The sequence below is a fragment of the Streptomyces sp. NBC_00091 genome, from assembly GCF_026343185.1.
Classification (GTDB): Bacteria; Actinomycetota; Actinomycetes; order Streptomycetales; family Streptomycetaceae; genus Streptomyces.
This window is the reverse complement of the sequence record NZ_JAPEMA010000001.1, coordinates 4,685,390-4,709,313: the sequence shown is the minus strand read 5'-3', so window position 1 is coordinate 4,709,313 and position 23,924 is coordinate 4,685,390. Positions and strand designations below refer to the sequence as shown.

Here is a 23,924-nt window from a genome sequence, read left to right as displayed (position 1 = left end):
CGTGAACGTGCCGCGGCTGGTCATCGCCGCGCCGTCCTCCGGCAGCGGCAAGACCACCGTGGCGACGGGCCTGATGGCGGCCTTCGCGGAGCGCGGCCTGGCCGTGTCCCCGCACAAGGCCGGGCCCGACTACATCGACCCCGGCTACCACGCCCTGGCCACGGGCCGGCCGGGCCGCAATCTGGACGCCTTCATGTGCGGGCCGGAGCTGGTCGGCCCGCTGTTCGCGCACGGCTCCGCCGGGTGCGACCTCGCCGTGGTCGAGGGCGTGATGGGGCTGTACGACGGGGCCGCGGGGCGGGGTGAGCTGGCGTCGACGGCGCAGGTGGCGAAGCTGCTGCGGGCGCCGGTGGTGCTGGTGGTGGACGCCTCCTCGCAGTCGCGGTCGGTGGCGGCGCTGGTGCACGGCTTCGCCTCCTTCGACCCCCAGGTGCGGCTCGGCGGGGTGATCCTCAACAAGGTGGGCTCCGACCGGCACGAGGTGATGCTGCGGGAGGCGCTGGAGGAGGCCGGGATGCCGGTCCTCGGCGTCATGCGGCGGGCTCCGCAGGTGGCGACGCCTTCGCGGCACCTGGGCCTGGTCCCGGTGGCCGAGCGGCGCTCCGATGCGCTCGCCGCGGTGGCCGCGCTGGCCGAGCAGGTCCGTCAGGGCTGTGACCTGGAGGCGCTGCTGGCGCTGGCCCGCACGGCGCCGCCGCTGGACTGCGCGGCGTGGTCGCCCGAGGGCGCCCCGGCCGGGGCTCCCCCGGAGCCGGTCGGCGGGAGGCCGGTCGTCGCCGTCGCGGGCGGGGCCGCGTTCACGTTCTCGTACGCCGAGCACGCGGAGCTGCTGCAAGCGGCGGGCGCGGAGGTCGTCACCTTCGACCCGCTCCGGGACGAGGCGCTCCCCGACGGCACCGCCGGGCTGGTGATCGGCGGCGGGTTCCCCGAGGTGTACGCCCCCGAGCTGTCGGCGAACGAGCCGCTGCGGGCGGCCGTCGCGGACTTCGCCGCGGCCGGCGGGCCGGTCGCCGCCGAGTGCGCCGGGCTGCTCTACCTGGCCCGTTCCCTCGACGGGAAGCCGATGTGCGGGGTGCTCGACGCCGATGCCCGGATGTCGGAGCGGCTCACGCTCGGCTACCGGGAGGCGGTGGCGGTGTCGGACAGCGCGCTCGCCGCCGCCGGGACGCGGCTGCGGGGGCACGAGTTCCACCGGACGGTGATAGAGCCCGGCGCCGGGACCGTCCCGGCGTGGGGGTTCACGCATCCCGAACGCCGCGTCGAGGGCTTCGTACGGCAGGGCGTGCACGCCAGTTACCTGCACACGCACTGGGCGGCGCAGCCCTCGGTGGCCCGGCGCTTCGCGGAAGCCGCGGCAGCGCACCGGTGACCCCCGCCCCCGGCCCGGGATCAGTCCGCGAGACCGACCACGAGCCAGATCCCGGCCACCCCGCCCACCGTGCACATCAGCGTGGACAGGGCGGGGTGCTTGTGGTGCGCCTCGGGGAGGATCTCGGCGGCCGCCAGGTACAGCAGGGCGCCGCCGAAGAATCCGAGGTACGCCCCGAGGGGTTCCTCCGGAAGGGTGAACAGCAGGGTGGACGCGGCGCCCACGACCGGCGCCGCGGCGTCCGCGAAGAGCATCATCAGGGCCTTGCGGCGGGCGTTGCCGTACAGGCGGGTGAGCGTGTACGTGTTGAACCCGTCGGCGAAGTCGTGGGTGATGACGGCCAGCGCGACGGCCACGCCCATCCCCCCGCCGACCTGGAAGGCCGCGCCGAGGGCCACCCCGTCGGCGACGCTGTGGCCGACCATCGCGGCGGCCGCCGTGAGCCCGACCTGCGGGACCCGGCCGCCGCTGTCGCCGTGCCCGTCCGCGCCGCCGCCGTTCTCGGCGCCGTGCGCGGCCTGGCGTACGGCGAGCAGGCGCTCCACCACGTGGGCGACGAGGAAGCCGCCCACGAAGAGCAGCAGGGCCAGCGGGACGCCGAAGACCTCGCTGCCGGCGGCGTGCATCGCCTCCGGGAGCAGGTCCAGGCCCACCACGCCGAGCATCAGCCCGCCGGCCAGGCCGAGCACCAGGTGGCGGCGGTCGGTGACGCGTTGCGCCGTCCAGCCGCCGGCCAGCGTCATCAGGAACGCGCCCAAAGCCACGATCACCGCCATGTGCCCCTGAATACCGACTGGCGGGCGCGTGCGCACTTCCGCGCGCGGGCGGCGGGAGACACCGTGTTGACGAAAGACGGACGAGGTACGGAGGAAGGATCCCGGTGGGCGAGTACGTGACGCGGCTGGTGGTCGGGGTCGGCGGGCGTGCGGGGGTCTCCGTGGCGGAGGTCTGCGCGCTGGTCGAGGAGACGCTGCGGGGGGCCGGGCTGGCCACCGGGGCGGTTTCGGCGCTGGCCACGGTGGAGGCGAAGACCCGGGAGCCGGGGATCGCGGGTGCGGCGGAACGTTTCGGCGTACCGCTGGTCGGCTACTCCGCCGAGGAGCTGGCACGGATCCCCGTACCGCATCCCTCGGCGGCGGCGCGGGACGCCGCCGGTACGGCCTCGGTGGCGGAGGCGGCGGCGCTGGCGGGCGGCGGGGAACTCCTCGTGCCGAAGCGCCGGTCGGTGGCGGCGACCTGTGCCGTGGCCACCGCCCAGGAGCACGACCTGCGCCACCACGGGGACGCGGAGGTGGCCGACGCGGGCGGCGCGCTGGTGGACCTCGCGGTGAACGTACGGTCGGACACGCCGCCGGAGTGGCTCAAGCAGCGGATCGCGGCCTGCCTCGGGGACCTCGCGGCGTACCCGGACGGCCGGGCGGCCCGCGCGGCCGTGGCGCGGCGGCACGGGCTGCCGGTGGAGCGGGTGCTGCTGACGGCGGGGGCGGCGGAGGCGTTCGTGCTGATCGCGCGGGCCCTGGGGGCCGTACGGCCGGTCGTGGTGCATCCGCAGTTCACCGAGCCGGAGGCGGCGCTGCGGGACGCCGGGCACCGGGTGGAGCGGGTGGTGCTGCGGGCCGAGGACGGCTTCCGGCTGGACCCGGCGGCGGTGCCCGAGGAAGCCGACCTGGTGGTGGTCGGCAACCCGACCAACCCGACGTCCGTGCTGCACCCGGCGGGCACGCTGGCCGCGCTGGCCCGGCCGGGGCGGATCCTGGTGGTGGACGAGGCCTTCATGGACGCCGTCCCGGGCGAACGGGAGGCCCTGGCCGGGCGGATGGACCTGCCGGGGCTGGTGGTGCTGCGGAGCCTGACCAAGACCTGGGGGCTGGCGGGGCTGCGGATCGGCTACGTCCTGGCCGAACCGGAGGTCATCACGAAGCTGGCCGCCGCGCAGCCGCTGTGGCCTGTGTCGACGCCGGCGCTGGTGGCGGCGGAGGCCTGTGTGGCTCCGGAGGCGCTGGCGGAGGCGGAGGCGGCCGCGCGGCGGATCGCGGTGGACCGGGAGCATCTGCTGGCCGGGCTCACGGAGTTCGAGGAGGTCACGGTGGCGGGGGTGGCCGAGGGGCCGTTCGTCCTGATCCGGGTGCCGGGCGCGGCGGAGGTCCGCACCCGGCTGCGCGCCCTCGGCTTCGCGGTCCGCCGCGGGGACACCTTCCCGGGGCTGGACCCCACCTGGCTCCGCCTGGCGGTCCGCGACCGGGCCACGACGGGCCGCCTCCTCCAGGCCCTCGACCACGCCCTTGCGCTGGCCGCGCGTTAACGGGGGCCTTGGGGGTGGGTGCCAGGGCCGGGGGCGGGGACGGGGTGGGGTGTCGTCCGGGACGGGCTTCGATGTTCGGCGCCCTGGGCTGATTGGTCTGCCGGGCGGTGCCTCGCGCCGAAATCATCTCGTTTTAGTCCCGGACAACACCCCACCCCGCCCCCGCCCCCTCACGTACCCTCCAGCCCCGCCGGCGTTTGAGGCGCTGGGGGCCGCAGCCAAACCAGCCTCGCCGGCGTTTGAGGCGCGGGGTCCGGGGCTGGCCCCGGGGAACGGGCGAAGGGTGGGGCGGGGACCTGTTCCGCGCAGCGGGGCCGGCGGGGCGTGCCTAGGATGGCGGGATCGGCGACAGGGGGGCGGCACATGAAGGCGGCGGCGCGCATAGGCATCGGCCTCGCGGGGCTGGCGGTGATCGGCGGGAGCGTCTACGCGGTACCGCGGCTCCTGGACAACGGCGCCCCGCCCGAGCAGCGGCTCCAGGGGAAACCCGGGACGGCGAAGGCGGCTCCGGCCGGACGGCGGTTCACCCTCGTCGCCACCGGCGACATCATCCCGTACCCCTCGATCATCCAGCGCTCGGCGGACGACGCGGGCGGCAAGGCCGGGGAGTACGACTTCCGGAAGATACTCGCGGGCGTCAAACCCCTGGTGGCCGCCGCCGATCTGGCGATATGCCACCACGAGATACCGTACGGAAGGCCCGGCGGCCCCTACACCGGCTACCCCGCCTTCAAGGCCCCCCACCAGCTGGCCGACGCCCTCAAGGACGCCGGGTACGACAGCTGTTCCACCGCTTCGAACCACACCCTCGACGACGGCTACGACGGCATCACCCGCACCCTGGACCACCTCGACCGGGTCGGCCTCGCGCACGTCGGCTCGGCGCGGAGCGCCGACGAGGCCAAGGCCCCGGCCGTGCTGTCGGCCGGCGGCGCGAAGGTCGCCCAGCTGGACTACACGTACGGGACGAACGGCATACCGCTCCCGGCGGGCAAGCCCTGGGCCGTCAACCTCATCGACCAGGGCCGGATCATCGCCGACGCCCGCGCGGCCCGCGCCGCCGGCGCGCAGGTCGTCGTCCTCAGCGTCCACTGGGGCACCGAGTGGCAGACGGCGCCCGACCAGCAGCAGCGCGATCTGGCGCAGGCGCTGACCGCCTCGCGCGGGGCGGACGGGCTCCCCGACATCGATCTGATCATCGGGACGCACAACCACGTGCCGCAGCCCTACGAGAAGATCAACGGCACGTGGGTGGTCTTCGGCATGGGCGACCAGGTCGCGAGCTTCTACGAGGCGGAGAAGGCGCGCGGCAACATGTCCTCGATCCCCCGCTTCACCTTCGCCCCGGCGGCCGCGCACCCGGGCCGCTGGGAGGTGGTCAAGGCCGAATACCTCACGCAGTACGCGGACATGGGGCCGCCCTTCCGCGTCGTCTGCGCCTCCTGCGCGGCCGAGGACACCGGCCTCGACCCCGCCAGGCGCGCCGCGTACGCCCGCGTCGACAAGGAGGTCACCGCGGCCGTGACCTCACGCGGCGCGACCGGCCAGGGGCTGGAGCGCGCTGCCCGTTAGCTCCTGGAGCGCCGGGTCACGACGAGCGCGCCCGCGCCGATGCCGAGCAGGAGCAGGGCGCCGCCGGCGACGTACGGGGTCACCGAACCGGCGCCGGTCTCGGCGAGGTTGGCCTGCGTGGCCCCCGTCGCGGTCTGCGGCTTGACGTCGGGCTTCGCGGACGCGGGCGTGCTCGGGCCGGGCGCGGGACCCTTCGGGGTTTCGCAGTGCGCCTCGGCCAGGACGACCTCGCCGTCGACCTCCGCCACGTTCAGGTTCAGCGGGTTGACCGACACCTTCAGGCGCAGCGCGGCCGCGGCGGCCGTGGTGGAGGTGGTCTGGGTGCCGGAGAGTTCCAGGGAGACCTGGCCGACGCCGGGGACCTCGAGCTTGGTGGCGGGGCCGCCGGCGGTCAGGGTGACCTTCTTGCCGAGCGCGGTGACCGTCCCGAGGACGTTCGAGGAGGCGACCGGCTTCTTGCCCGCCTCGCAGACGGCCTTGGAGGTGACCTTCTCCACCTCGACCAGGGAGAGCGCCGGCAGGCCGGGGACGTGCACCCGGGCGTGGGCGAGGTTCGCCTCGGCCACGGCGCGGGTCTTGTCGGCGGTCGCCTTGGAGGTGGCGACGTCCGCCCTGAGGACGCTGACCGGCTGCCCCTGTTCGACCCCGTCGAGGGTGACGGTGAGGGCCGTCTTCTCGGCCGTGGCGGGGGCGCTGACCTCGTTGAGGGTGGCCTTGAGCGGTACGTGCACGGCCTTGTTGAGCAGGCCCACGTCCAGTCCGGCCCGCAGGACGACGGCGCCGGAGCTGCCCTCGCTCCCGGCGCCGCCGCCCGTGGCGAGGGCGGGCGGCGCGGCGAGCAGGGCTACCGCTCCCGTGGCGAGCAGAACGGCCGCGGGCATGCGGAAGGTGTTGCTGTTCAAGATGGTGGAACCCCCAGGGAGATGGGTGCCGTCGCGGCGCCAATGGGGGACATCGCGCACGCCGACGGCTTCGACGTTCGAAATCCTTACGCACGGAGAGTGAACGGTCAGCAACCTGAGGTGAGTTCACCCCAAAGGGTGGTTTCCATGCACGTATTCGATTTGCCGCGCCACACCCGCCACACGAGTCCTCCGCCGCCCCGTCCCGGGCGGGGGCTACGCCCGGACCACGCCGTTCACGACCACCCGGTCCGGCTGCGCCAGGGCCCGTACGTCGGCCCGCGGATCGGCGCCGTAGACCACGAGGTCGGCCGGAGCCCCCTCGGTCAGACCGGGCCGGCCGAGCCACTCGCGCGCCGCCCATGCCGTTGCCGAGAGGGCGTCCAGCGGCGGGATCCCGGCCTTCACCAGCTCGGCGACCTCGGCCGCGACCAGGCCGTGCGGCAGGGAACCCCCCGCGTCCGTGCCGACGTACACCTGGATGCCCGCGTCCCAGGCCGCCCGGACGGTGTCGTACCGCCGCTCGTGCAGCCGCCGCAGGTGCGCCGACCAGTTCGGGAACTTCGCCTCGCCGCCCGCCGCCAGCTTCGGGAAGGTCGAGATGTTCACGAGGGTCGGCACGATCGCCACGCCGCGCTCCGCGAACAGCGGGATGGTGTCCTCGGTGAGCCCCGTGGCGTGCTCGACGCAGTCGATGCCCGCCTCGACCAGGTCCCGCAGCGAGTCCTCCGCGAAGCAGTGCGCGGTGACCCGGGCGCCCAGCCGGTGCGCCTCGGCGATGGCCGCCTCGACCTCGGCGCGCGGCCAGCAGGCCGTCAGGTCGCCGACGCCGCGGTCGATCCAGTCCCCCACCAGCTTCACCCAGCCGTCGCCGCGCAGGGCCTCCCGGGCGACGTACGCGACGAGCTGGTCGGGCTCGATCTCGTGGGCGTAGTTGCGGATGTAGCGGCGGGTCCGGGCGATGTGCCGGCCCGCCCGGATGATCTTCGGGAGGTCCTCGCGGTCGTCGATCCAGCGGGTGTCGGAGGGGGATCCGGCGTCACGGATGAGGAGGGTGCCGGCGTCCCGGTCGGTGAGGGCCTGCTCCTCGGCGGTCCCCGCGTCGACGGGGCCGTGGGCGTCCAGGCCCACGTGGCAGTGCGCGTCGACCAGGCCGGGCAGGGCCCAGCCGGTGACGGTGGTGACCTCGCGGGCGGCGGTCGGCCGCTCGTAGGAGATCCGTCCGCCCACGACCCACAGCTCGTCGCGGACCTCGTGGGGCCCGACGAGCACGCGTCCCTTCACATGGAGCACACCGTTGTGATCATTCATGTCGGCACTGTACGTGCGCCCTGGGTACGCTCGACCGGAAACCCCGGACGAAGAGAGCACCACCGTGACCCACCCCCTCCTGGACCTCCCGCCGCTCACCGCCGAGCGCTTCGCGTCGATCGAGCAGGGGGTCGCCCGGCTCCTCGGCACCCGGCAGGACGTGGTGATCACCCAGGGCGAGGCGCTGCTCCCGCTGGAGGGGTGCATCCGCTCGGGGGCGCGGCCGGGTTCGACGGCGCTGAACATCGTCACCGGGCCGTACGGGACCACCTTCGGCAACTGGCTGCGCGACGCCGGGGCGCGCGTGGTGGACCTGGCGGTGCCCTTCGACACCGCGGTGACCGGCGAGCAGGTGGCCCGGGCCCTGGCCGCGCACCCGGAGATCGACTTCGTCTCGCTGGTGCACGCCGAGGCGGCCACCGGCAACACCAATCCGGTCGCGGAGATCGGCGAGGCCGTACGGGCCCACGGGGCGCTGTTCATGCTGGACGCGGTCGCCTCGGTGGGCGCCGAGCCGCTGCTGCCGGACGCGTGGGGCGTGGACCTGTGCGTGATCGGCGCGCAGAAGGCGATGGGCGGCCCGGCGGGCGTTTCGGCGGTGTCGGTCTCGGACCGTGCCTGGGCCCGGTTCGCCGAGAACCCGGCGGCTCCGCGGCGCTCGTACCTGTCCCTGCTGGACTGGAAGGAGCGCTGGATCGACGGCGGGCGCAAGACGCTGCTCCACGCGCCCGCGCAGCTGGAGATGCTGGCGCTGGAGGCGTGCCTGGACCGGATCGCGGGCGAGGGTCTGGCGGGCGTGCTGGAGCGGCACGCCGCGGCCGCCCGGGCCACCCGGGCGGGCGCGGCGGCGCTCGGCATCGCCCCGTGGGTGGGCCTCACCGCGCAGGCCGCCCCGGTGGCGACCACGCTGCGGGTCGCGGACGCCTCGCTGGTGGTGGCCAAGGCCCTGGCGGCGGACCCGGCGGCCCCCCTCGCGGCGGGCGGCGGGGCGCTGGCCCAGGAGATGGTCCGGGTCAACCACTACGGCCCGGCGGCCTCGCCGGAGGCGGTCGGGGCGGCCCTGGGGGCGCTGGCCCGTGCCCTGGACGCCGATCCGGCGGCGGCGCTGGCGGCGGCCTCGGCGGCCTGGGGGTAGCTTCCGGGTCCGCCTGCCGGTCAGCCGGCCAGCACGTCCAGCAGCCGGTCCACGTCCGCCTCGGTGTTGTAGAGGTGGAAGGAGGCCCGCAGGGCTCCGTCGCGGGCGGAGGTGTGGATCCCGGCGGCCGCCAGGTCGGGCTGCCGGTGGGCCAGGCCGGGTACCGAGACGATGGCGGCGTCGCCGGGGACGGGCTCATGGCCGAGGCGGGAGAGCCCGGCCCGGTAGCGGGCGGCGAGGGCGGTGTCGTGGGCGTGGACGGCATCGATGCCGATCCGCTCCAGCAGCGCCAGCGAGGGCTCGGCGGCGTGGTAGGGGAGGAAGGCCGCGGACTCGTCGAAGCGGCGGGCGTCCCCGGCCAGTTGCCGCATGGGGCCGTAGACGGCGTCCCACTTGGACTCGGCCGCCACCCAGCCGGCGTGCAGCGGGGTCAGTCCGGGCTGGGCCTCCTCCGAGACCGTCAGGTACGAGGCGCCGCGGCCGCCGAGCAGCCACTTGTAGCCGCCGGTGACGGTGTACTCGTACGGCGAGGCGTCGAAGGGCAGCCAGCCGGCGGCCTGGGTGGCGTCCACGAGCATCCGCGCCCCGTGCGCGGCGGTCGCCGTACGGACCGCGGCGAGGTCCGCGGTGCGGCCGTCGGCGGACTGGACGGCGCTCAGTGCGACGAGGGTGGTGTCGGGGCGGACGGCTTCGGCGAGGGATTCCAGCGGGGCGAAGCGGACCTTGAGGTCGCCGCGGAGCACGAAGGGGTTCATGACGGAGGCGAAGTCCCGCTCGGGCACCAGGATTTCGGCGCCGGCGGGCAGGGAGGCCGCGATCAGGCCCACGTGGACGGCGACGGACGAGCCGACGGCGGCGCGCCGCGGGTCGACCGAGACCAGCCGGGCGAAGGCGGCCCGCACCCGCTCGACGATGCCGAAGTCGCCGGCCCCGGCAGGCAGTCCGGCCCCCGCCGCCTCGGCCAGCTCCCGTACCGCGGCGACGGCGGAGCGCGGGAGCACCCCGGCGCCGGCGGTGTTGAGGAAGGTGGTGGAGTGCGCGAACTCGGCGGCGCACACGCGGGACACGTGGGAGAGCGGAAGATCCATGCCGTCCACTCTGCGCGGACACCAACTAAAAGTCCATTGCCGAGTTTTGCGTACGCAACCAAAGCGATACTTATGGGATGGTGGCCGGGGCGGCTCAGCTCCAGTCGATGTCGGCCTGGCTCTCCAGCGGGGCACGTTCCTCCATGGATTCCGGTACCACCAGGGTGTCCGCGTCCGTCATCACGGCGGGGAAGCGGATGTGGGCCTGCTTCTGGACCTCCGTGAGCTTGACCTGGAACACCCGGAACTCGTCGAGTTCCAGGGCTTCCGGCAGGACGATGTTCTGCGCCAGCAGGAAGGCCTTGGCCTTGAACGTGCCGTGTTCGGAGTAGGCGATGACCTTCCAGAACGCGCGCGGGAGCCGCACGCCGCGGAATTCCCGGTCGTCCTCCTGGAAGACCGGCCCGCCGAACACGCTGACCCTGAGGTCGTCGACCTGGACGTCCTCGAACACCGCGTCCTCCAGCTTTCCCCAGATGCCGCCGCGCAGGCTCTGGTTGAAGTCGTCCATCTGCGGAGCGATGTTGGTGTAGAAGAAGGAGTCCTTGTTGGCCCGCTGCGCCTCGGGCAGCGGACCCCAGCAGAGGTCCGCGCGGCGCGCTATGTGGCCCCGGTCGAGGCGGTTGACCTTGCCACCCTTGTCCTTGTACAGGTCGTTGTCGACCTGCACCCCGGACGGCAGGCGCGGGTCCTTGAAGAAGTTCCTGGGACGGTCGAGCGCCTTGAGCGCGCCGCCGTCTATGTTCCAGGCCACCCAGATCGCGAAGCGCCGCAGCTTGCTCAGCGCCAGCGAGAAGTGGGTGTACGGAATCACCTCGGAGCCGTCGAGCAGTACCGCGGTGTCCTTGATCGACGGGTTGAGCGACGGCGTGCCGACCGGTACGACGAGGAAACCCGGGTCGTACCCGGTCAGGGATTCCAGCGAGGCGGTGGACGGCGCCTCCAGGGTGACCTTCAGCTGCTCGAACACCGCGCGCGGGAAGCAGGCGAGCGCCCGGTCCACGGGATCGGATTCGTCCTCGCCGCCGAAGTGCAGGCCGGCCAGTACGTCCGATGGCTTGCCCGAGCGCGTCTTGAACATCCAGGCCGAACCGGAGTCGCCGAAGGTGCTGATCTCACCGCCGGACGGCGGGTGGCGGGGGTCGGGGCCGATCTCGAAGCACTCGATCTCCTTCGTCCCGACCGGCGGCCCGTAGGGGACGCGGACCTTGACGAAGGGACGGGTCACGATCCCGTGCGTGACGCCGGTGGTCCGCCCGGACTTGACGACCTTGTCGCCGATGTGCGGCTCGCCCAGCTGTTTCGGCGTGACCCCGAGGCCGAGGATGTCGGTCTCGACGCCGCGGTCGGTGATCGTCGACACCGCGCAGTCGCCGACCGTGCCGAGGTGGGCGCGCCTCAGGGCGCCGAGGCGGTTCGCTGCGAAGCGGCTGTCGTCGTCCGTGCCCGGCTGGACGATCTGGTCGCCCGCCTGACCCTCCCCGCCGTTCAGGACGTGCCAGTTGCTCAGCAGGCAGGTGGCACCGTCGTTCTTGTCGAAGACGATGCATCCGAGGGTCCCGGCGTGCAGACGGACGCTCCCGACGCTCACTCCCGGACGGACCGGGTCGACGCGCTTCTGCCGCTCCGGCGTCTGGGCCTCGGCGACGACGAGGAAGTGCGGCTGGTAACTGCGCTCGATCACGTCGGTGTGCAGCGTGAGGCCGTCGCCGATGTCGATGGCCTCGGGTATCTCCGTGGTGCCGAGCTCCCTCATCCCCTCTGGACGCACCTTCGTGTCGACCGTGAACTGGAGGGTGAGTTCCTTGGTCCGCTTCCCCTTTTCCGTCTCCTTGTAGCCGATGCCTATCGAGGAGATGTTCGGGTCCTTGAGATAAGCGGACCCGTGGGTACGGATGTACTGCTTGGCCAGGCCGATGAGCCTGTCCTGCCCGTCCGCCGGTGTGGCGGCACGGGACTTGGCGGACGAACGCTTCTTGGCGGTCATCGGGGCCTCCTTCCGCAAAGGAGTCGGGTCCCCGAGTTGGTTGAAACCGAAGCGAACTGACGCACTGCGAGCAGGCCGGTGCCTGCGCCGTGCGCGTGTACGTCCAGCCTACGGCCGGGCCGCCGGGCGGGCGCGCCGAGCGGCCCGGGGCGCTACGGGCGGTACGGCGGGGCGCCCGGTACGGCAGGTACGCGGGCGCCCCGGACGGGAGGACGCAGGCTCAGGCCCCCGGGACGGCGCAGGCCCCGTCGGGCTCGCAGGCCTCGGCGCCGGCGGCCGGTTCCACGACCTCACGCCCGGCCCAGGCCTGCTCCAGCGCCCGGGTGAACACCTCGGCGGGCTGGCCGCCGGAGATGCCGTAGCGGCGGTCGAGGACGAAGAACGGCACCGCGTTGGCGCCCAGTTCGGCCGCCTCGCGCTCGTCGGCCCGCACCTGGTCCGCGTAGGCGGAGTCGTCGGCGAGCACCGCGCGGGCCTCGGCCTCGTCCAGCCCGGCCTCCACGGCGAGGGCGAGCAGCACCTCGGGGTCGAAGACGGAGCGCTCCTCGGCGAAGTTGGCGCGGTAGGCGAGGTCGAGCAGCTCCTCCTGCCGGCCGCGGGCGGCGGCCAGGTGCAGCAGGCGGTGGATGTCGAAGGTGTTGCCGTGGTCGCGGCCGTCCGTCCGGTACTCCAGCCCCTCGGCGCGGGCGCTGGCGGCGACGTGCTCCTCCATGCCGCGCGCCTCGTCGAGGGTGCGGCCGTACTTCTTGGCGAGCATCTCCAGGACGGGAGCGGTGACGCCCTTGGCGCCGTTCGGGTCGAGCTCGAAGGACCGGAAGACGACCTCCACCTCGTCGCGGTGCGCGAACTCAGCCAGCCCCTTCGTGAACCGGGCCTTGCCGATGTAGCACCAGGGGCAGGCGATGTCGCTCCAGATCTCGACGCGCATGTTCCTTCTTCTCTCCAGGTCGACCAAACGGTTTCTTCTTCAACCAACCCTGGTCCCGTCTCATTCCCCGGACGCCGGACCGACCTCCAGCCAGAGCGTGCGGTGGGAGCCGGACGGGGTGGCCGCCGGGTCCCGGCGCCAGCCGTGGGAGGCGTAGAAGGCCTGGGCGCGCAGGTTGTGTTCGTAGACCTCCAGGCGGACCCGCGCTATCCCGGCCCGGCGCCAGACGGCGAGGCAGGCGGCGTGCAGGGCGGCTCCGGTGCCCCGGCGCCAGTGGGCGGGGTCGACGTGGAGCTGGGTGAGGGTGGTCTCGCCGTCGGCGGTGCGGAAGGCCGCCACCCCGGTCAGCTCCCCGTCCCGCTCCGCGCACAGGACCTGGCCCTGCGCCTCGGGGCGGGCCACCGCCCGCGACCAGCCCTCGCGGGTGCGCGCCAGCTCCGCGTCACCCGCGTAGGCCTCCTCGGGGACGCGGCCCCGGTAGTAGGTGGCGCGGGCCCGGGTGTGCAGGGCGGCGATGGCGTCGAGGTCGGTCGGGAGCGCGGTCCTGATCATGGGAAGGGGAACGCGCCGGGAACCCTGTCGGTTCCCGGCGCGTCCGTGCCGTGCCTGTGGCGGCTACTTCTTCAGCCAGGCCGCCATCATCTTCTGGGCGACCGGCGCGGCCAGCTTGCCGCCGCCGATCTCGGAGCGGTCGGTGTCCGAATTCTCGACCACCACCGCCACCGCGATCTGCTTGCCGCCCGCCTTGGCGTACGAGGTGAACCAGGCCAGCGGCGGGATGCTGTTGTTCACGCCGCGCTGGGCGGTACCCGTCTTGCCGCCCACCTCGGCGCCCGCCACCTGCGCGGGCTTGCCGCCACCCTCGGTGGCCACGGTGCGCATCGCGTCCTGGAGCATCGAGGCCGTCTTCGGGCTCATCACCTGCTCCTTCTTCGGGTCCTTGAAGTCCTCCAGCACGTTGCCGTCGGCGTCGGTGACCTCGGAGACCATGTGCGGGGCGACCAGCTTGCCGCCGTTCTCGATCGCGGCGGTCACCATGGCCATCTGGAGCGGGGTGGCCTGTACGTCGAACTGGCCGATACCCGTCTGCGCGACCTGGTCGACCGACATCTTCTTCGTGGGGTACTTGCTCGGCGGGTTGGTACGGACCGGAGTGTCGATCTGCGTGTTGAAGCCGAGCTTCTCCGCCATCGCCCGCATCTTGTCCTGGCCGAGCTTGGAGGCGAGCTCCGCGAAGACGTTGTTGCAGGACAGCTTGAGGGCGGTGCGGGGCGAGACGTTGTTGCAGGCCTCGTTGCCCGCCTCGCTGGGCAGCGGTGTGCGGGTGCCGGGGATCGTGTACGCGCCGGGAACGCCCGTCGGCGTGTCGATGCTCGTCACCAGGCCGTTCTCGATCGCCGCGGCGAGGGTGACCAGCTTGAAGGTGGAGCCGGGTGCCTGCGGCTTGCGCAGCGCCACGTTCTCCATGGCCTTGCCCTGGTCGGCGGACAGCTGCTCCCAGGCGTCCTTGTCGTTGGCGCCCGTGATCCGGCCCGGGTCGAAGGAGGGGTTGTTGACCACCGCGAGGATCTGTCCGGTCGCCGGGTCGATGGCCACGGCCGCGCCCTGCTTGCCGTCAAGCGCGTCGAAGGCGGCCTTCTGCACGCCCTTGTCGATGGTCGTCAGGACGTTGCCCGGATCGGCCCGCTTGTTGGTGAGCATGTCCATCATGGTCTTGAGCCGGGTGTCCGAGCCGTTCAGGATGTTCTTGTAGACACCCTCCAGCATGGTCGTGCCGTAGGCCTGGGAGCTGTAGCCGGTGACCGGCGCGTAGAGCGGGCCGTCCACGTAGGTCCGCTTGTAACCGAAGTCCTTTCCGCCCGTCTTCGTCGAACCGGTGATGGACTCACCGCCCACGATGATGTTCCCCAGCGGGTTCTCGTACTGCCCGATGAGGTTGCGCCGGTTGTTCTTGTCGTCTGCGAGGGCCTGGCCTTGGTATGCCTGCACCCAGGTGACCCGCACCAAAAGGGCCAGCACCAGAAGCAGACAGAAGACCGACGCACGCCTGATCGTCTTGTTCATCCCCCAGAAGGACGTACCAGCGCCCCCGCCCGTTCCGCTCTGCCCCGATTGTGGCCCGGTTCTCAGCCTTTCCTCATGATGAAGCCCCCCTCGTAGGCGGCGATGACGGCCTGGGTGCGGTCGCGGGAGCCGGTTTTGGCGAGGACCGCGGCGACGTGCGTCTTGACCGTCTGCGGGCCGACGCCGAGGTGCTCGCTCATTTCGTGGTTGGACAGTCCGGTGGCCATCAGCCGCAGGACGTCGGCCTCCCGGTCGGTGAGCCGGGCCGCCCAGACGGGCGCCGCGGGCGCGGTGGCCGCCGTGTGAGCGGCGGCCAGGGAGCGGACGGCGGCCGGGAAGAGCAGCGAGTCCCCCCGGGCGACGAGGCGGACCGCTCCGATCAGCTCGTCGGGGTCGGCCCGCTTGAGGAGGAACCCGCAGGCCCCGGCACGCAGCGCGTCATAGACGTAGGCGTCGTTCTCGAAGGTGGTGACGACCACGATCCGGGGCGGGTCGGCCATCGCCCGCAGGATCTGCTCGGTGGCCCGGATGCCGTCGATCTCCGGCATCCGGACGTCCATCAGCACCACGTCGGGGGCCAGGGAGCGGACCAGCGGGACGGCCTCGGCGCCCGTGGCCGCCTCGCCGACCACCTCCATGTCTGGTTCCGCGTCGAGGATGACCCGCAGGGCGGTACGGACCATCCGCTCGTCGTCGGCGATGACGATGCGCAGCGGCGGGCGGCTCATCGGCCGGCTCCGGTGGCACCGCCGAGCGGCAGGGACGCGCGCAGCCGCCACCGGCCCTCCTGCGGCCCGGCCTCGAGGCGGCCGCCGAGCAGGGCGGCCCGCTCGGCGGCGCCGCGCAGTCCACGGCCTCCGGTGGTGCGCCGCTGCCCGTCCTCGGGGGCGGGCGTGGCCTGGGCCAGCGGGTTGGTCATGGTGATCTCCAGTTCACGGTGGTCGTCGGGGGTGTGGACCCGGATCAGCAGGGCGATGGGGCCCAGGCCGTGGCGCAGGGCGTTGCTCAGGCCCTCCTGGACGATCCGGTAGGCCTCGCGGGAGGCGATCGCCGGGAGCTGCTCCCAGTCGCCGGCCGGGCCGGGGTCCTGCTGGACGGTGATGGTGGTGCCCCCGGCCCGGGTGCGGGCCAGCAGCCCGTCGAGGTCGGCGGCCAGGGTGGGGGCGGGCGCCGCGTCCGCCCGGGCCGGGTCCCCGTCCCGCAGCAGGCCGAGCACCGTGTCCAGCTCGCCCACGGTGCGCCGGGTGGTCTCCTCGATCGCGGCGAGCGCCTCCCGTACGAACTCCGGGTCGCGGTCGAGCACCCGCCGGGCCGCGCCCGCCTGGAGGGTGACGGCGCTCAGCGCGTGCCCCACGGCGTCGTGCAGCTCCCGGGCCAGCCGGTTGCGCACGGCGAGGTCGGCCGCCCGCTCCTCGGCGGCGGCCAGCCGGTCCGCCGCGGTCGGCCCGAGGAGTACGGGTGCGAGCCGGGCCAGCAGCGCCCCCGCCCCGGCGGAGCACAGGAGGACCAGGGCCATCAGCCCCACCCCGAGCACGGGGGCGACGTAGGGGTCCGCCTTGCTGCTGAACCAGCCCAGCCCGAGGGGGGACTCGCGCAGGGTGCCGGAGAAGGGCAGCACCATCAGCACCACCGCCATGGGGGTCGCCGCGAGGCTCATCCCGCTGATCACCGCCCCGACCCCCAGGTGCAGGGTCCACCAGGCGGAGGCCCGCCACCGGGCCGCCCAGGACCGGGCGGGCCCGTCGGCCAGCCGGTCCCCCGGCACCCCGCACATGGCCCGCACCGCGGCCACCGACAGCGGCCGGACCAGCCCGAGCAGCCCGGTGACGGCGGCCAGCGGCAGCGCGGCGGCATAGGCGGCGAGGGTCAGGGGGAGGGAGGCCAGGGCATTGACCCCGCCGGCCGCGACGCCGACCCCGACCTGGGCCAGCAGGAAGTACGGCATCAGCAGGGCCCCGCCGAGTATCAGGTGCACCCAGCGCAGCCGGGCCCCCGCCCCCGCCAACAGCCCGGGCCACCGGCGCACCGCCCCGCCCGCCCTCACCTCGCCGAAGCCGCTCACGGCCGTCCCCCCTCCATCCATGCCTCTCCCCCTGTCGGCTCTCCCGCCCCGCCGGCGGCCCGGGCGCCCGCCTCAGCACTCCCGGCGGGAGTGGAGGTACCGGGCGAGGACGGCGGCGGCCAGCAAGCCGGTGATCATCTGGCCAGCGTAGGTCAGCAGGGTCGCCGCGGTGGGCTGATCCGCCACGCCGGTGTCCGGCCCCAGGAGGGAGGCGAGCAGCATCCACGCCCCCCAGCTCAGCGCCGCGCCCGAACCGATCCACGTGAGGGCCAGCGGCCACCCGGCCCGGCGCTCCCCGCCCCGCGCCAGCAGCAGCGCCCCGGCTCCGGCGCCGAGCGCGCATATCGCATGGGCCCCGGACACCAGACCCGTATCCACCGAGTACTGCGCCACCCGCTGGGCGGGCAGTCCGGCGCTTCCCCCGAACGCCCAGTACAGGCACACCCCGCCCACCGCGACCCCTGCCGCAGCGGCGACTCCCGCCCCCACCCCCGTGGGAGACGGGAGCCGCTGCCCCAGCGGGCCCCGCCAGCGCCCGCCCCAGCGCTCTCGCGCATAGGGGACGAACAGCCCGGCCAGGGCGATCGCCTGGATGATGAAGCCTCCGTAGACCACGGTGAACACCCACGGATCGAGGAAGGACGCCTGGGCCGCCTCCGCCGCCTCCCCCACCTCGGCGCCCAGTGCCTTGGCGACGAGTTGGGCCGGGAATCCCATGACGATCGGGGCGAGCAGCCCGGAGGCCACGAAGACCGGGACGGTCAGCAGCCAGCCCGGCACCCGCATGCCCCAGGGCTGGGTGAGCACCAGCACGATGAGGATCACGGTGGCGTCCATCGCCAGGGTCACCGCATTCGCCACGGCGAAGAAGGCCTCGTGCTCCAGCAGCACGCTGCCCGCCGGTATCCCGACATGACTCCCGGCCACCCAGGCCGCTTTGAGGGTCAGGTAGGGCAGGGTGGCGGCCAGTCCCGCCACCCGCAGGATCCGCCGCGCGGTCCCCAGCTGCGGGGCCGACGGCTGCGTCGCGTTCGTCACGTGCACGGCTCGTGTGGTCATGGCTCAACCGTCGCGTGCGCGGCGCCCCGCCACCTCCCCCACGAAGGTGAACCGCCTCCCCCACGCGGGGGAGGCGGTTCACAGGCCCCGGTTCACAGGCCCCGGTTCACCCGCGCGGTCTCGCATCCGCCGTCTCGCATCCGCCGTCTCACATGCGCCGCGTCACGACCGACAGCCGGTCCCGCGCCTCGAAGAGCGCCGCCTTGATCACCCGCTCGTGCCCCTCCGTCAGCCGCGCCACCGGCACCGAGCAGCTCACCGCGTCCCGGGCCGGCGTCCGGTACGGCACCGCCACGCCGAAGCAGCGCAGCCCGAGCGTGTTCTCCTCCCGGTCCACCGCGTACCCCTGCTCCCGCACCAGCGCCAGCTCCTCCACCAGCTGCTCCCGGTCCGTGATGGTGTGTTCCGTGACCGACTCCAGCCGCTTCGGCAGCAGCGCGCGCACCTCCTCGTCGGTGTGCGTGGCCAGCAGCGCCTTGCCGAGCGCGGTCGAGTGGACGGGCAGCCTGCGCCCCACCCGGGTGAAGGGCCGCAGGTAGTGCTGGGACTGGCGGGTGGCGAGGTAGACCACGCTCGTCCCGTCCATCCGCGCCAGGTGGATGGTCTCGGTGGTGTCGTCGGAGAGCCGGTCCAGGGTCGGCCGGGCCGCCGCCACCACCTCGTCCCCGTCGATGTACGAGCTCCCGACCAGCAGGGCCCGTACGCCGATGCCGTACCGCGTGCCGGTGGCGTCGGTCTCCACCCAGCCCAGGTTCACCAGCGTGCGCAGCAGCATGTAGAGGCTGGACTTCGGCAGGGAGAGGTCGCTCTGGATGTCGGCGAGGCTGTGCAGGCCGGGCCGGGCCGCGAAGTGCTCCAGCAGCAGGACCGTGCGCACCGCCGACTTCACCGGCGCCGCCGTCGCGGGGGCCCCCGGCTCGGCCTCGCCGGCCGTCTCGGCTGTCGTCATACGCCTACTTCCCCTCTGGTCGGCTCTGAGCGCCTCTTGTCACCCGGTGGACGCGGAAATAGAGTCCGCAGCAGCAGTGATCATTCATCCACCGGAACGGCGTTCAGAATACTGAACGGTCCAGGAGGTAGCGGGCCATGGCAGCGACACCAGTCTGGAGTGTGGACCCCCGCACCGGGAAGCAGCGCGAACAGGTTGCGGTGGAAGCCACACCCGAGGAGGTGGACCGGGCCGTGCGCGCGGCCCACGCCGCCCGCGGGGCCCTGGCGGACGCCGGCCTGCGGGCCGACTTCCTGCGGACCGCCGCCGAGCTGTTCGACGAGGCCGCCCCGCTCGTGGTGGAGGCCGCCGACGCCGAGACGGCGCTGGGTTCCGGACGCCTCACCGGCGAGCTGGCCCGCACCACCGGCCAGCTGCGGGCCTTCGCCGACGCGGTCGAGGAGGGCTCCTACCTCGACATCCGGATCGACCGCGCCGACCCCTCCCTCAGCCCGCCGCGTCCCGAACTGCGCCGCTACAAGGTTCCGCTGGGCGTGGTCGCCGTCTACTCCGCCTCCAACTTCCCGCTGGCCTTCTCGGTGCCCGGCGGGGACACCGCGAGCGCGCTGGCCGCGGGCTGCCCGGTGGTGGTCAAGGCCCACCCCGACCACCCGGCCACCTCCGAGCTGTGCGCCTCGCTGCTGCGCCGGGCGGCCGTGGCGTGCGGGCTGCCGGCGGAACTGGTCACCGTGGTCCACGGCTTCGACGCCGGGCTGGAGCTGATCCGCCACCCGCTGGTGGCCGCCGCCGGGTTCACCGGTTCCATCCGGGGCGGGCGGGCCCTGTTCGACGCGGCCGCCGCCCGGCCGGTGCCGATCCCCTTCCACGGCGAACTCGGCTCCCTCAACCCCGTCGTGATCACCCCGGCGGCCGCCGCCGAGCGCGCCGAGGAGATCGGCGGCGGGCTCGCCGGCTCGGTCACCCTGGGCGTCGGCCAGTTCTGCGTCAAGCCCGGCCTGGTCCTGGTGCCCGAGGGCCCCGACGGCGACCGGCTCACCGGCGCGCTCGCCAAGTCCCTCGGGGAGAGCGGGCCCGGCGTCCTGCTCGACCACCGGATGCGGGACAACTTCGTCTCCGGGGTCCGCGAGCGGGCCGCCCTGCCCGGCGTCACCGCGCCCGTCACCCCGGGCCCGGGCGGGGAGCACACCGTCGGCGCCGGCTTCCTCAGCGTGCCGGCGTCGGACCTCCTGGAGGGCGGCGCCCACGAGGTGCTCCTCGAGGAGTGCTTCGGCCCGGTGACCGTCGTCGTGCGGTACGCCGCCCAGCGCGAGGCCGCCGAGGTGCTGGGCCGGCTCGGCGGGAACCTGAGCGCCACCCTCCAGCTGTCGGCCGCCGAGACCGAGGGCGCGCCGGGGCCGGCCTCCGCCCTGATCGCGCAGGTCACGGGGCTGGCGGGGCGGATCCTGGTGAACGGCTGGCCTACCGGGGTCGCGGTGGCTCCGGCCCAGCACCACGGCGGCCCGTACCCCGCGGCCACCTCGCACTCCACCTCCGTCGGCGGCACCGCGATCGAGCGGTGGCTGCGCCCGGTGGCCTACCAGTCGGTGCCGGACGCGCTGCTTCCGCCAGAGCTGCGCGAGGCCAATCCGCTGGGCCTGCCGCGCCGGGTGACCGGCGCCTGAGCCGGGACGCCGGGCGGGCGGGCGGGGGCCGGGCGGGCGGGCGGCGGGGGCCTGCCGCGCGGGGTCCCGGGCGGCGGCCGGGCGGGCGGTAATCGCCTTGCCGCCCCGCCCTCCGCGGGGCAGGCTGCGCCGCATGCCGAAGCCGCAGGGGTTCACGTACGACGTGTACAGCGACAACACCGTCCGCATCACGCACCGGGGCCGCGCCGCGGGCACCCTGCGGGGCGCCCGGGCCGCCGCCTTCCTGGCCGAGGTCGAATCCGGTGACGCGCAGCTGGTGATGGCCCGCTGGACCGGCGCCTACAAGTTCGGCAACGAGCGCACCGCCCGGAACCACCCGCGCAACCGGCGCTGAAATCTCGGCCGAGGGTAAGGGAACGGCAAAGCGGTTCCGGTCGTTCTCCGGGCATGACCGTTATGACCCCTGGTTCCAACCTGCCGCTCAACACCGTCCGCGTGACGGTGGACGTGGCTGCCCCGGTGCGGCTCGACGTATCGGGGCTCCTGCTCGCGGCGGACGGCAAGGTGCGTTCCGACGCCGATTTCATCTTCTACAACCAGCCCTCCGGGCCCGGTGTCAGCCACCGGTCCGGCGGCGGGTCGGCACCGGACTCGATCACCGTGGACACCGGCGCGCTGCCGCCCGGCATCGAGCGGATCGTGGTCACGGCCAGCCCCGACGCGGCCGGGCAGACCTTCCAGGGCATCGAGCCCACCGCCACCGTGCGGGACGCGGCCGGCGGCGCGGTGATCGCCACCTTCACCCCGCCGCAGCTCGGCGCGGAGACCGCCCTCGTGGTCGTCGAGGTCTACCTGCGCGGCGGCGTGTGGAAGGTGCGCGCGGTCGGCCAGGGGTACGCCAACGGCCTCGCGGGCATCGCCACCGACTTCGGGGTCTCCGTGGACGAGGAGCCGGCCCCGCCGGCCGCGGCCGCGCCGGTCGCCCCCTCGGCACCGTCGGCGCCCCCGGTGCCCGCCGCCCCGCCGACGGCCGCACCCGCCGCACCCGCCGCGCCCGTGGGCAGCGGGAAGATCAACCTCGACAAGGGCCGGGTCAGCCTCCAGAAGAACCAGACCGTGTCCCTGGTCAAGGGCGGCAAGCCGCTGCTCTCCCAGGTCAAGATGGGTCTCGGCTGGGAACCGGCCTTCCGCGGCGCGAACATCGACCTCGATGCCTCCGTCATCGCCTACGGCCCGCAGCGCAACCACATCGACAGCTGCTACTTCAGCAAGCTGTCCATCCTGGGCGGCGCCATCAAGCACTCGGGTGACAACCTGACGGGTGAAGGCGCCGGGGACGACGAGGTGATCGTCGTGGACCTCGGCCGGCTGCCCGCCGAGGCCACCGGGCTGGTCTTCACGGTGAATTCCTTCTCCGGTCAGAAGTTCACCGAGGTCGCCAAGGCCTACTGCCGGCTGATCGACGCGGCGAGCGGAGAGGAGCTGGTCCGCTTCGACCTGACCAGCGCCGAACCGCAGACCGGGGTCATGATGGCGAAGCTGATCAAGCAGTCCTCCGGCGAATGGGAGATGACGGCCATGGGCGAGTTTGTGAAGTCCCGCACAGTGCGCGGGATGGTCAAACCGGCCTCGCAGGCACTCTGAGCAGGTGGGCGGGCATATGCCGACACCGCCGACCGTACCGGCGGCCATTCGGGTGATGGATGCCACGCGTAATCCGGAGGTGGCTGTCAGTGCTCGCCCGTAGCCTTGGAACCATGCAGAAGACACTCCAGCCCGCGGGTCCCGCGCGCCCGTCCGCCGCCGAGGCGAACGAGGCGATACGGCACCTCGTCGAGACCCGGGTGGACGGGGAGTGGCCCTCGGAGGCGTACGAGTTCCTGCTCGAGGAGTGGGCCGCCGCCTCCCGCGCCGAGGAGATGGCCGCCGCCAAGTGAGCGGCATCGCCGGGGCACCGCGCGTGCCCCGGCGATGTCTTCCCCCTCGGCGGGAGCTCCGCCGAGGGGGCTCGCGCGTCAGCGCGGGGAGCGCCGCCAGGGGCCGGTGACGGCCAGCATGATGCCCGGGTCCTGGATGTTGGCGTACAGGGTGCGCCCGTCGGGCGAGAAGCAGACCCCGGTGAACTCCGAGTACTCCGGCTTCTCGGCCGTGCCGATGTTGAGTTCGTTGCGCGCCAGCGGGTAGACGCGGCCCGACTCCGTGGCTCCGAACAGGTGTTGCAGTCCCTCGCCGTCCTCGGCGATGACGAGCCCGCCGTACGGCGACACGGTGATGTTGTCGGGGCCGTCGTAGCCGCCGTCGGCGGCCGGGTCCCCGTTGACCCCGATCAGGACGACGAGCCGGACCGTGCGCCGCTTGGGGTCGTAGAACCACACCTGGCCGTCGTGCGCGGCGCCCGGGCTCTCCTCACGCGCGTAGGAGGAGACGAAGTAGGCGCCCCCGTCGGCCCACCACATGCCCTCCAGCTTGCGCGCCCTGGTCACGGCGCCGTCCGCGAACTGCTTGCGCACCGGCAGGGTCCGCGCGTCGCGGTCGGTCACCTCCACCCAGTCGACCCCGTACACGGTGCCGGTCTGCGTCGCGCGCGAGAGGTCGTCGACGAAGCGGCCCTTGCTGTCGAAGCACTTGGCGGCCGCGAGCACCCCCGCGTCGGCGGCGAGGGTACGCAGCCTGCCGCGCCCGTGCCGGAAGCCGTGCGGCGGGGTCCAGCGGTAGAACAGCCCGTTGGGGCCGGAGGCGTCCTCCGTCAGGTAGGCGTGCCCGTGGCGCGGGTCGATGACCACGGCCTCGTGGTCGTACCGCCCGAAGGCCTTGACCGGCTGCGGGTCGCGGTTGGCGCGGCGATCGTGGGGATCGACCTCGAAGACGTAGCCGTGGTCCTTGGTCATTCCGTTCTTGCCGGCGAGGTCGGAGTTCTCCTCGCAGGTCAGCCAGGTGTCCCAGGGGGTGGCCCCACCCGCGCAGTTGGTCGACGTGCCCGCGATGCCCACCCATTCGGCCACCTCGCCGCCGCGCCGGACCTCGACGACGGTACAGCCGCCGGACGCGGCCGGGTCGTAGACGAGGCCCTCCGTGAGCGGTACGGGGTGCGCCCAGTTCTTGCGCGGCCCCTTCAGCTCGTGGTTGTTGACGAGGAGGGTGACCCCGCGGTGCCCCTCGAAGGCGGCGGTCCCGTCGTGGTTGGACGGGGTGCTCTCACCGGAGTCGAGCGTGGTGACCCCGCTGTGGGTGATCACGCGATAGGTGAACCCGGCGGGGAGGGCGAGCAGTCCGGCCGGGTCCGGTAGGAGCGGCCCGTAGCCCGGGGCGTGCGGGTGGCCGTGCGCGTCGAGCGCGTCCGGCCGGGGGTCGTCTGCGGCCAGCGCCCCGGGTGCGGTGGCCAGGGCGCCGACCGTCCCGGTGAGTGCGACACCCGCACCGGCGATCACGGTGCGGGCGGTGAAGTCTCTGCGGCTGAGGGGCATCGGGTCTCCAGGGGTGGGGAGGTGGTGCGCGCCTGACGTACGGTCGTCGGCGCACACGCTCCCGCCCGTACGTGAACGGCGACTGAACTACCCGGAAATGCGGGACGAGT

At 73.8% G+C, this 23,924-nt stretch carries 21 protein-coding genes; 8 read left to right on the top strand and 13 right to left on the bottom strand.

The features are described 5' to 3' along the window. Nucleotide 1: 1 nt before the first annotated feature. On the top strand, nucleotides 2–1,369 hold the full coding sequence (locus tag OOK34_RS21740; RefSeq protein WP_267035524.1) for a cobyrinate a,c-diamide synthase: 1,368 nt from the start codon (nucleotides 2–4) through the stop codon (nucleotides 1,367–1,369). A gap of 20 nt (nucleotides 1,370–1,389) precedes the next feature. On the opposite strand, the gene OOK34_RS21735 is transcribed toward OOK34_RS21740, so the two are convergent. Beyond that, complete coding sequence (locus OOK34_RS21735; RefSeq protein ID WP_267035523.1) at nucleotides 1,390–2,145, bottom strand: ZIP family metal transporter; 756 nt, start codon at nucleotides 2,143–2,145, stop codon at nucleotides 1,390–1,392. A gap of 116 nt (nucleotides 2,146–2,261) precedes the next feature. Between OOK34_RS21735 and cobC the strand changes: the two genes are divergently transcribed. Both cobC and OOK34_RS21725 read left to right on the top strand, forming a co-directional pair. Then, complete coding sequence (cobC, locus tag OOK34_RS21730) at nucleotides 2,262–3,671, top strand: Rv2231c family pyridoxal phosphate-dependent protein CobC (RefSeq protein ID WP_267036858.1); 1,410 nt, start codon at nucleotides 2,262–2,264, stop codon at nucleotides 3,669–3,671. Nucleotides 3,672–4,034: 363 nt separating this feature from the next. Further along, nucleotides 4,035–5,243, top strand: a complete 1,209-nt coding sequence (locus OOK34_RS21725) for a CapA family protein (protein WP_267035522.1) — start codon at nucleotides 4,035–4,037, stop codon at nucleotides 5,241–5,243. Here OOK34_RS21725 and OOK34_RS21720 read toward each other — a convergent pair. After that, entirely contained in the window at nucleotides 5,240–6,145 is a 906-nt protein-coding gene (locus tag OOK34_RS21720; protein ID WP_267035521.1) for an SCO1860 family LAETG-anchored protein, read from the bottom strand. The genes OOK34_RS21725 and OOK34_RS21720 overlap by 4 nt on opposite strands. A gap of 216 nt (nucleotides 6,146–6,361) precedes the next feature. Further along, a complete protein-coding gene (locus OOK34_RS21715) occupies nucleotides 6,362–7,456 on the bottom strand; it encodes an amidohydrolase family protein (RefSeq protein WP_267035520.1) in 1,095 nt (364 codons plus the stop codon). 64 nt (nucleotides 7,457–7,520) lie between these two features. On the opposite strand from OOK34_RS21715, the gene OOK34_RS21710 reads away from it, so the two are divergent. Further along, on the top strand, nucleotides 7,521–8,591 hold the full coding sequence (locus OOK34_RS21710) for an alanine--glyoxylate aminotransferase family protein (RefSeq protein ID WP_267035519.1): 1,071 nt from the start codon (nucleotides 7,521–7,523) through the stop codon (nucleotides 8,589–8,591). A gap of 20 nt (nucleotides 8,592–8,611) precedes the next feature. Here OOK34_RS21710 and OOK34_RS21705 read toward each other — a convergent pair whose 3' ends face one another. The 9 genes from OOK34_RS21705 to OOK34_RS21665 all read right to left on the bottom strand — a co-directional run bounded on the left by OOK34_RS21705 (nucleotide 8,612) and on the right by OOK34_RS21665 (nucleotide 18,728). After that, complete coding sequence (locus OOK34_RS21705) at nucleotides 8,612–9,679, bottom strand: aminotransferase class V-fold PLP-dependent enzyme (RefSeq protein WP_267035518.1); 1,068 nt, start codon at nucleotides 9,677–9,679, stop codon at nucleotides 8,612–8,614. A gap of 94 nt (nucleotides 9,680–9,773) precedes the next feature. Beyond that, nucleotides 9,774–11,666 (bottom strand): DNA/RNA non-specific endonuclease, encoded by a 1,893-nt coding sequence (locus OOK34_RS21700; protein WP_267035517.1) that lies wholly within the window; start codon nucleotides 11,664–11,666, stop codon nucleotides 9,774–9,776. Nucleotides 11,667–11,886: 220 nt separating this feature from the next. Continuing rightward, the gene (locus OOK34_RS21695) at nucleotides 11,887–12,594 is read right to left on the bottom strand and encodes a DsbA family oxidoreductase (protein WP_267035516.1); all 708 of its coding nucleotides are present in this window, start codon (nucleotides 12,592–12,594) and stop codon (nucleotides 11,887–11,889) included. A gap of 60 nt (nucleotides 12,595–12,654) precedes the next feature. Next, on the bottom strand, nucleotides 12,655–13,146 hold the full coding sequence (locus OOK34_RS21690; RefSeq protein WP_267035515.1) for a GNAT family N-acetyltransferase: 492 nt from the start codon (nucleotides 13,144–13,146) through the stop codon (nucleotides 12,655–12,657). 63 nt (nucleotides 13,147–13,209) lie between these two features. Further along, a complete protein-coding gene (locus OOK34_RS21685) occupies nucleotides 13,210–14,658 on the bottom strand; it encodes a penicillin-binding protein 2 (protein WP_267035514.1) in 1,449 nt (482 codons plus the stop codon). A gap of 62 nt (nucleotides 14,659–14,720) precedes the next feature. Beyond that, nucleotides 14,721–15,386: a response regulator transcription factor gene (locus OOK34_RS21680; RefSeq protein WP_267035513.1), complete on the bottom strand. Its 666-nt coding sequence runs from the start codon at nucleotides 15,384–15,386 to the stop codon at nucleotides 14,721–14,723. Continuing rightward, entirely contained in the window at nucleotides 15,383–16,684 is a 1,302-nt protein-coding gene (locus tag OOK34_RS21675) for a sensor histidine kinase (protein WP_267036857.1), read from the bottom strand. Before OOK34_RS21675 ends, OOK34_RS21680 begins: the two co-directional genes overlap by 4 nt. A gap of 108 nt (nucleotides 16,685–16,792) precedes the next feature. Then, complete coding sequence (locus OOK34_RS21670; RefSeq protein ID WP_267035512.1) at nucleotides 16,793–17,779, bottom strand: hypothetical protein; 987 nt, start codon at nucleotides 17,777–17,779, stop codon at nucleotides 16,793–16,795. Nucleotides 17,780–17,927: 148 nt separating this feature from the next. Next, a complete protein-coding gene (locus OOK34_RS21665; RefSeq protein WP_267035511.1) occupies nucleotides 17,928–18,728 on the bottom strand; it encodes an IclR family transcriptional regulator in 801 nt (266 codons plus the stop codon). Nucleotides 18,729–18,865: 137 nt separating this feature from the next. Here OOK34_RS21665 and OOK34_RS21660 point away from each other — a divergent pair, with 137 nt between their 5' ends. The 4 genes from OOK34_RS21660 (at nucleotide 18,866) to OOK34_RS21645 (ending at nucleotide 22,287) form a co-directional block, all read left to right on the top strand. Continuing rightward, nucleotides 18,866–20,389, top strand: a complete 1,524-nt coding sequence (locus OOK34_RS21660) for an aldehyde dehydrogenase (NADP(+)) (RefSeq protein WP_267035510.1) — start codon at nucleotides 18,866–18,868, stop codon at nucleotides 20,387–20,389. A gap of 133 nt (nucleotides 20,390–20,522) precedes the next feature. Further along, complete coding sequence (locus OOK34_RS21655) at nucleotides 20,523–20,744, top strand: hypothetical protein (RefSeq protein WP_267035509.1); 222 nt, start codon at nucleotides 20,523–20,525, stop codon at nucleotides 20,742–20,744. Between the two features lie 62 nt (nucleotides 20,745–20,806). Further along, on the top strand, nucleotides 20,807–21,994 hold the full coding sequence (locus OOK34_RS21650; protein ID WP_267036856.1) for a TerD family protein: 1,188 nt from the start codon (nucleotides 20,807–20,809) through the stop codon (nucleotides 21,992–21,994). A 113-nt stretch (nucleotides 21,995–22,107) separates the two neighbouring features. Then, nucleotides 22,108–22,287, top strand: coding sequence for a hypothetical protein (locus tag OOK34_RS21645; protein WP_267035508.1), 180 nt, complete (start codon nucleotides 22,108–22,110; stop codon nucleotides 22,285–22,287). Nucleotides 22,288–22,365: 78 nt separating this feature from the next. Here OOK34_RS21645 and OOK34_RS21640 read toward each other — a convergent pair whose 3' ends face one another. Further along, nucleotides 22,366–23,814: an alkaline phosphatase PhoX gene (locus tag OOK34_RS21640; protein WP_267035507.1), complete on the bottom strand. Its 1,449-nt coding sequence runs from the start codon at nucleotides 23,812–23,814 to the stop codon at nucleotides 22,366–22,368. Between the last annotated feature and the right edge of the window lie 110 nt (nucleotides 23,815–23,924).

Bases quoted from the DNA above. Each gene is read 5' to 3' on its own strand.
- OOK34_RS21705 (WP_267035518.1), bottom strand. From the start codon at position 9,679: ATGGATCTTCCGCTCTCCCACGTGTCCCGCGTGTGCGCCGCCGAGTTC.
- OOK34_RS21655 (WP_267035509.1), top strand. From the start codon at position 20,523: ATGCCGAAGCCGCAGGGGTTCACGTACGACGTGTACAGCGACAACACC.
- OOK34_RS21715 (WP_267035520.1), bottom strand. From the start codon at position 7,456: ATGAATGATCACAACGGTGTGCTCCATGTGAAGGGACGCGTGCTCGTC.
- OOK34_RS21650 (WP_267036856.1), top strand. From the start codon at position 20,807: ATGACCCCTGGTTCCAACCTGCCGCTCAACACCGTCCGCGTGACGGTG.
- OOK34_RS21700 (WP_267035517.1), bottom strand. From the start codon at position 11,666: ATGACCGCCAAGAAGCGTTCGTCCGCCAAGTCCCGTGCCGCCACACCG.
- OOK34_RS21690 (WP_267035515.1), bottom strand. From the start codon at position 13,146: ATGATCAGGACCGCGCTCCCGACCGACCTCGACGCCATCGCCGCCCTG.
- OOK34_RS21660 (WP_267035510.1), top strand. From the start codon at position 18,866: ATGGCAGCGACACCAGTCTGGAGTGTGGACCCCCGCACCGGGAAGCAG.
- OOK34_RS21665 (WP_267035511.1), bottom strand. From the start codon at position 18,728: ATGACGACAGCCGAGACGGCCGGCGAGGCCGAGCCGGGGGCCCCCGCG.
- OOK34_RS21645 (WP_267035508.1), top strand. From the start codon at position 22,108: ATGCAGAAGACACTCCAGCCCGCGGGTCCCGCGCGCCCGTCCGCCGCC.
- OOK34_RS21735 (WP_267035523.1), bottom strand. From the start codon at position 2,145: ATGGCGGTGATCGTGGCTTTGGGCGCGTTCCTGATGACGCTGGCCGGC.
- OOK34_RS21680 (WP_267035513.1), bottom strand. From the start codon at position 15,386: ATGAGCCGCCCGCCGCTGCGCATCGTCATCGCCGACGACGAGCGGATG.
- OOK34_RS21725 (WP_267035522.1), top strand. From the start codon at position 4,035: ATGAAGGCGGCGGCGCGCATAGGCATCGGCCTCGCGGGGCTGGCGGTG.
- OOK34_RS21695 (WP_267035516.1), bottom strand. From the start codon at position 12,594: ATGCGCGTCGAGATCTGGAGCGACATCGCCTGCCCCTGGTGCTACATC.
- OOK34_RS21685 (WP_267035514.1), bottom strand. From the start codon at position 14,658: ATGAACAAGACGATCAGGCGTGCGTCGGTCTTCTGTCTGCTTCTGGTG.
- OOK34_RS21670 (WP_267035512.1), bottom strand. From the start codon at position 17,779: ATGACCACACGAGCCGTGCACGTGACGAACGCGACGCAGCCGTCGGCC.
- OOK34_RS21640 (WP_267035507.1), bottom strand. From the start codon at position 23,814: ATGCCCCTCAGCCGCAGAGACTTCACCGCCCGCACCGTGATCGCCGGT.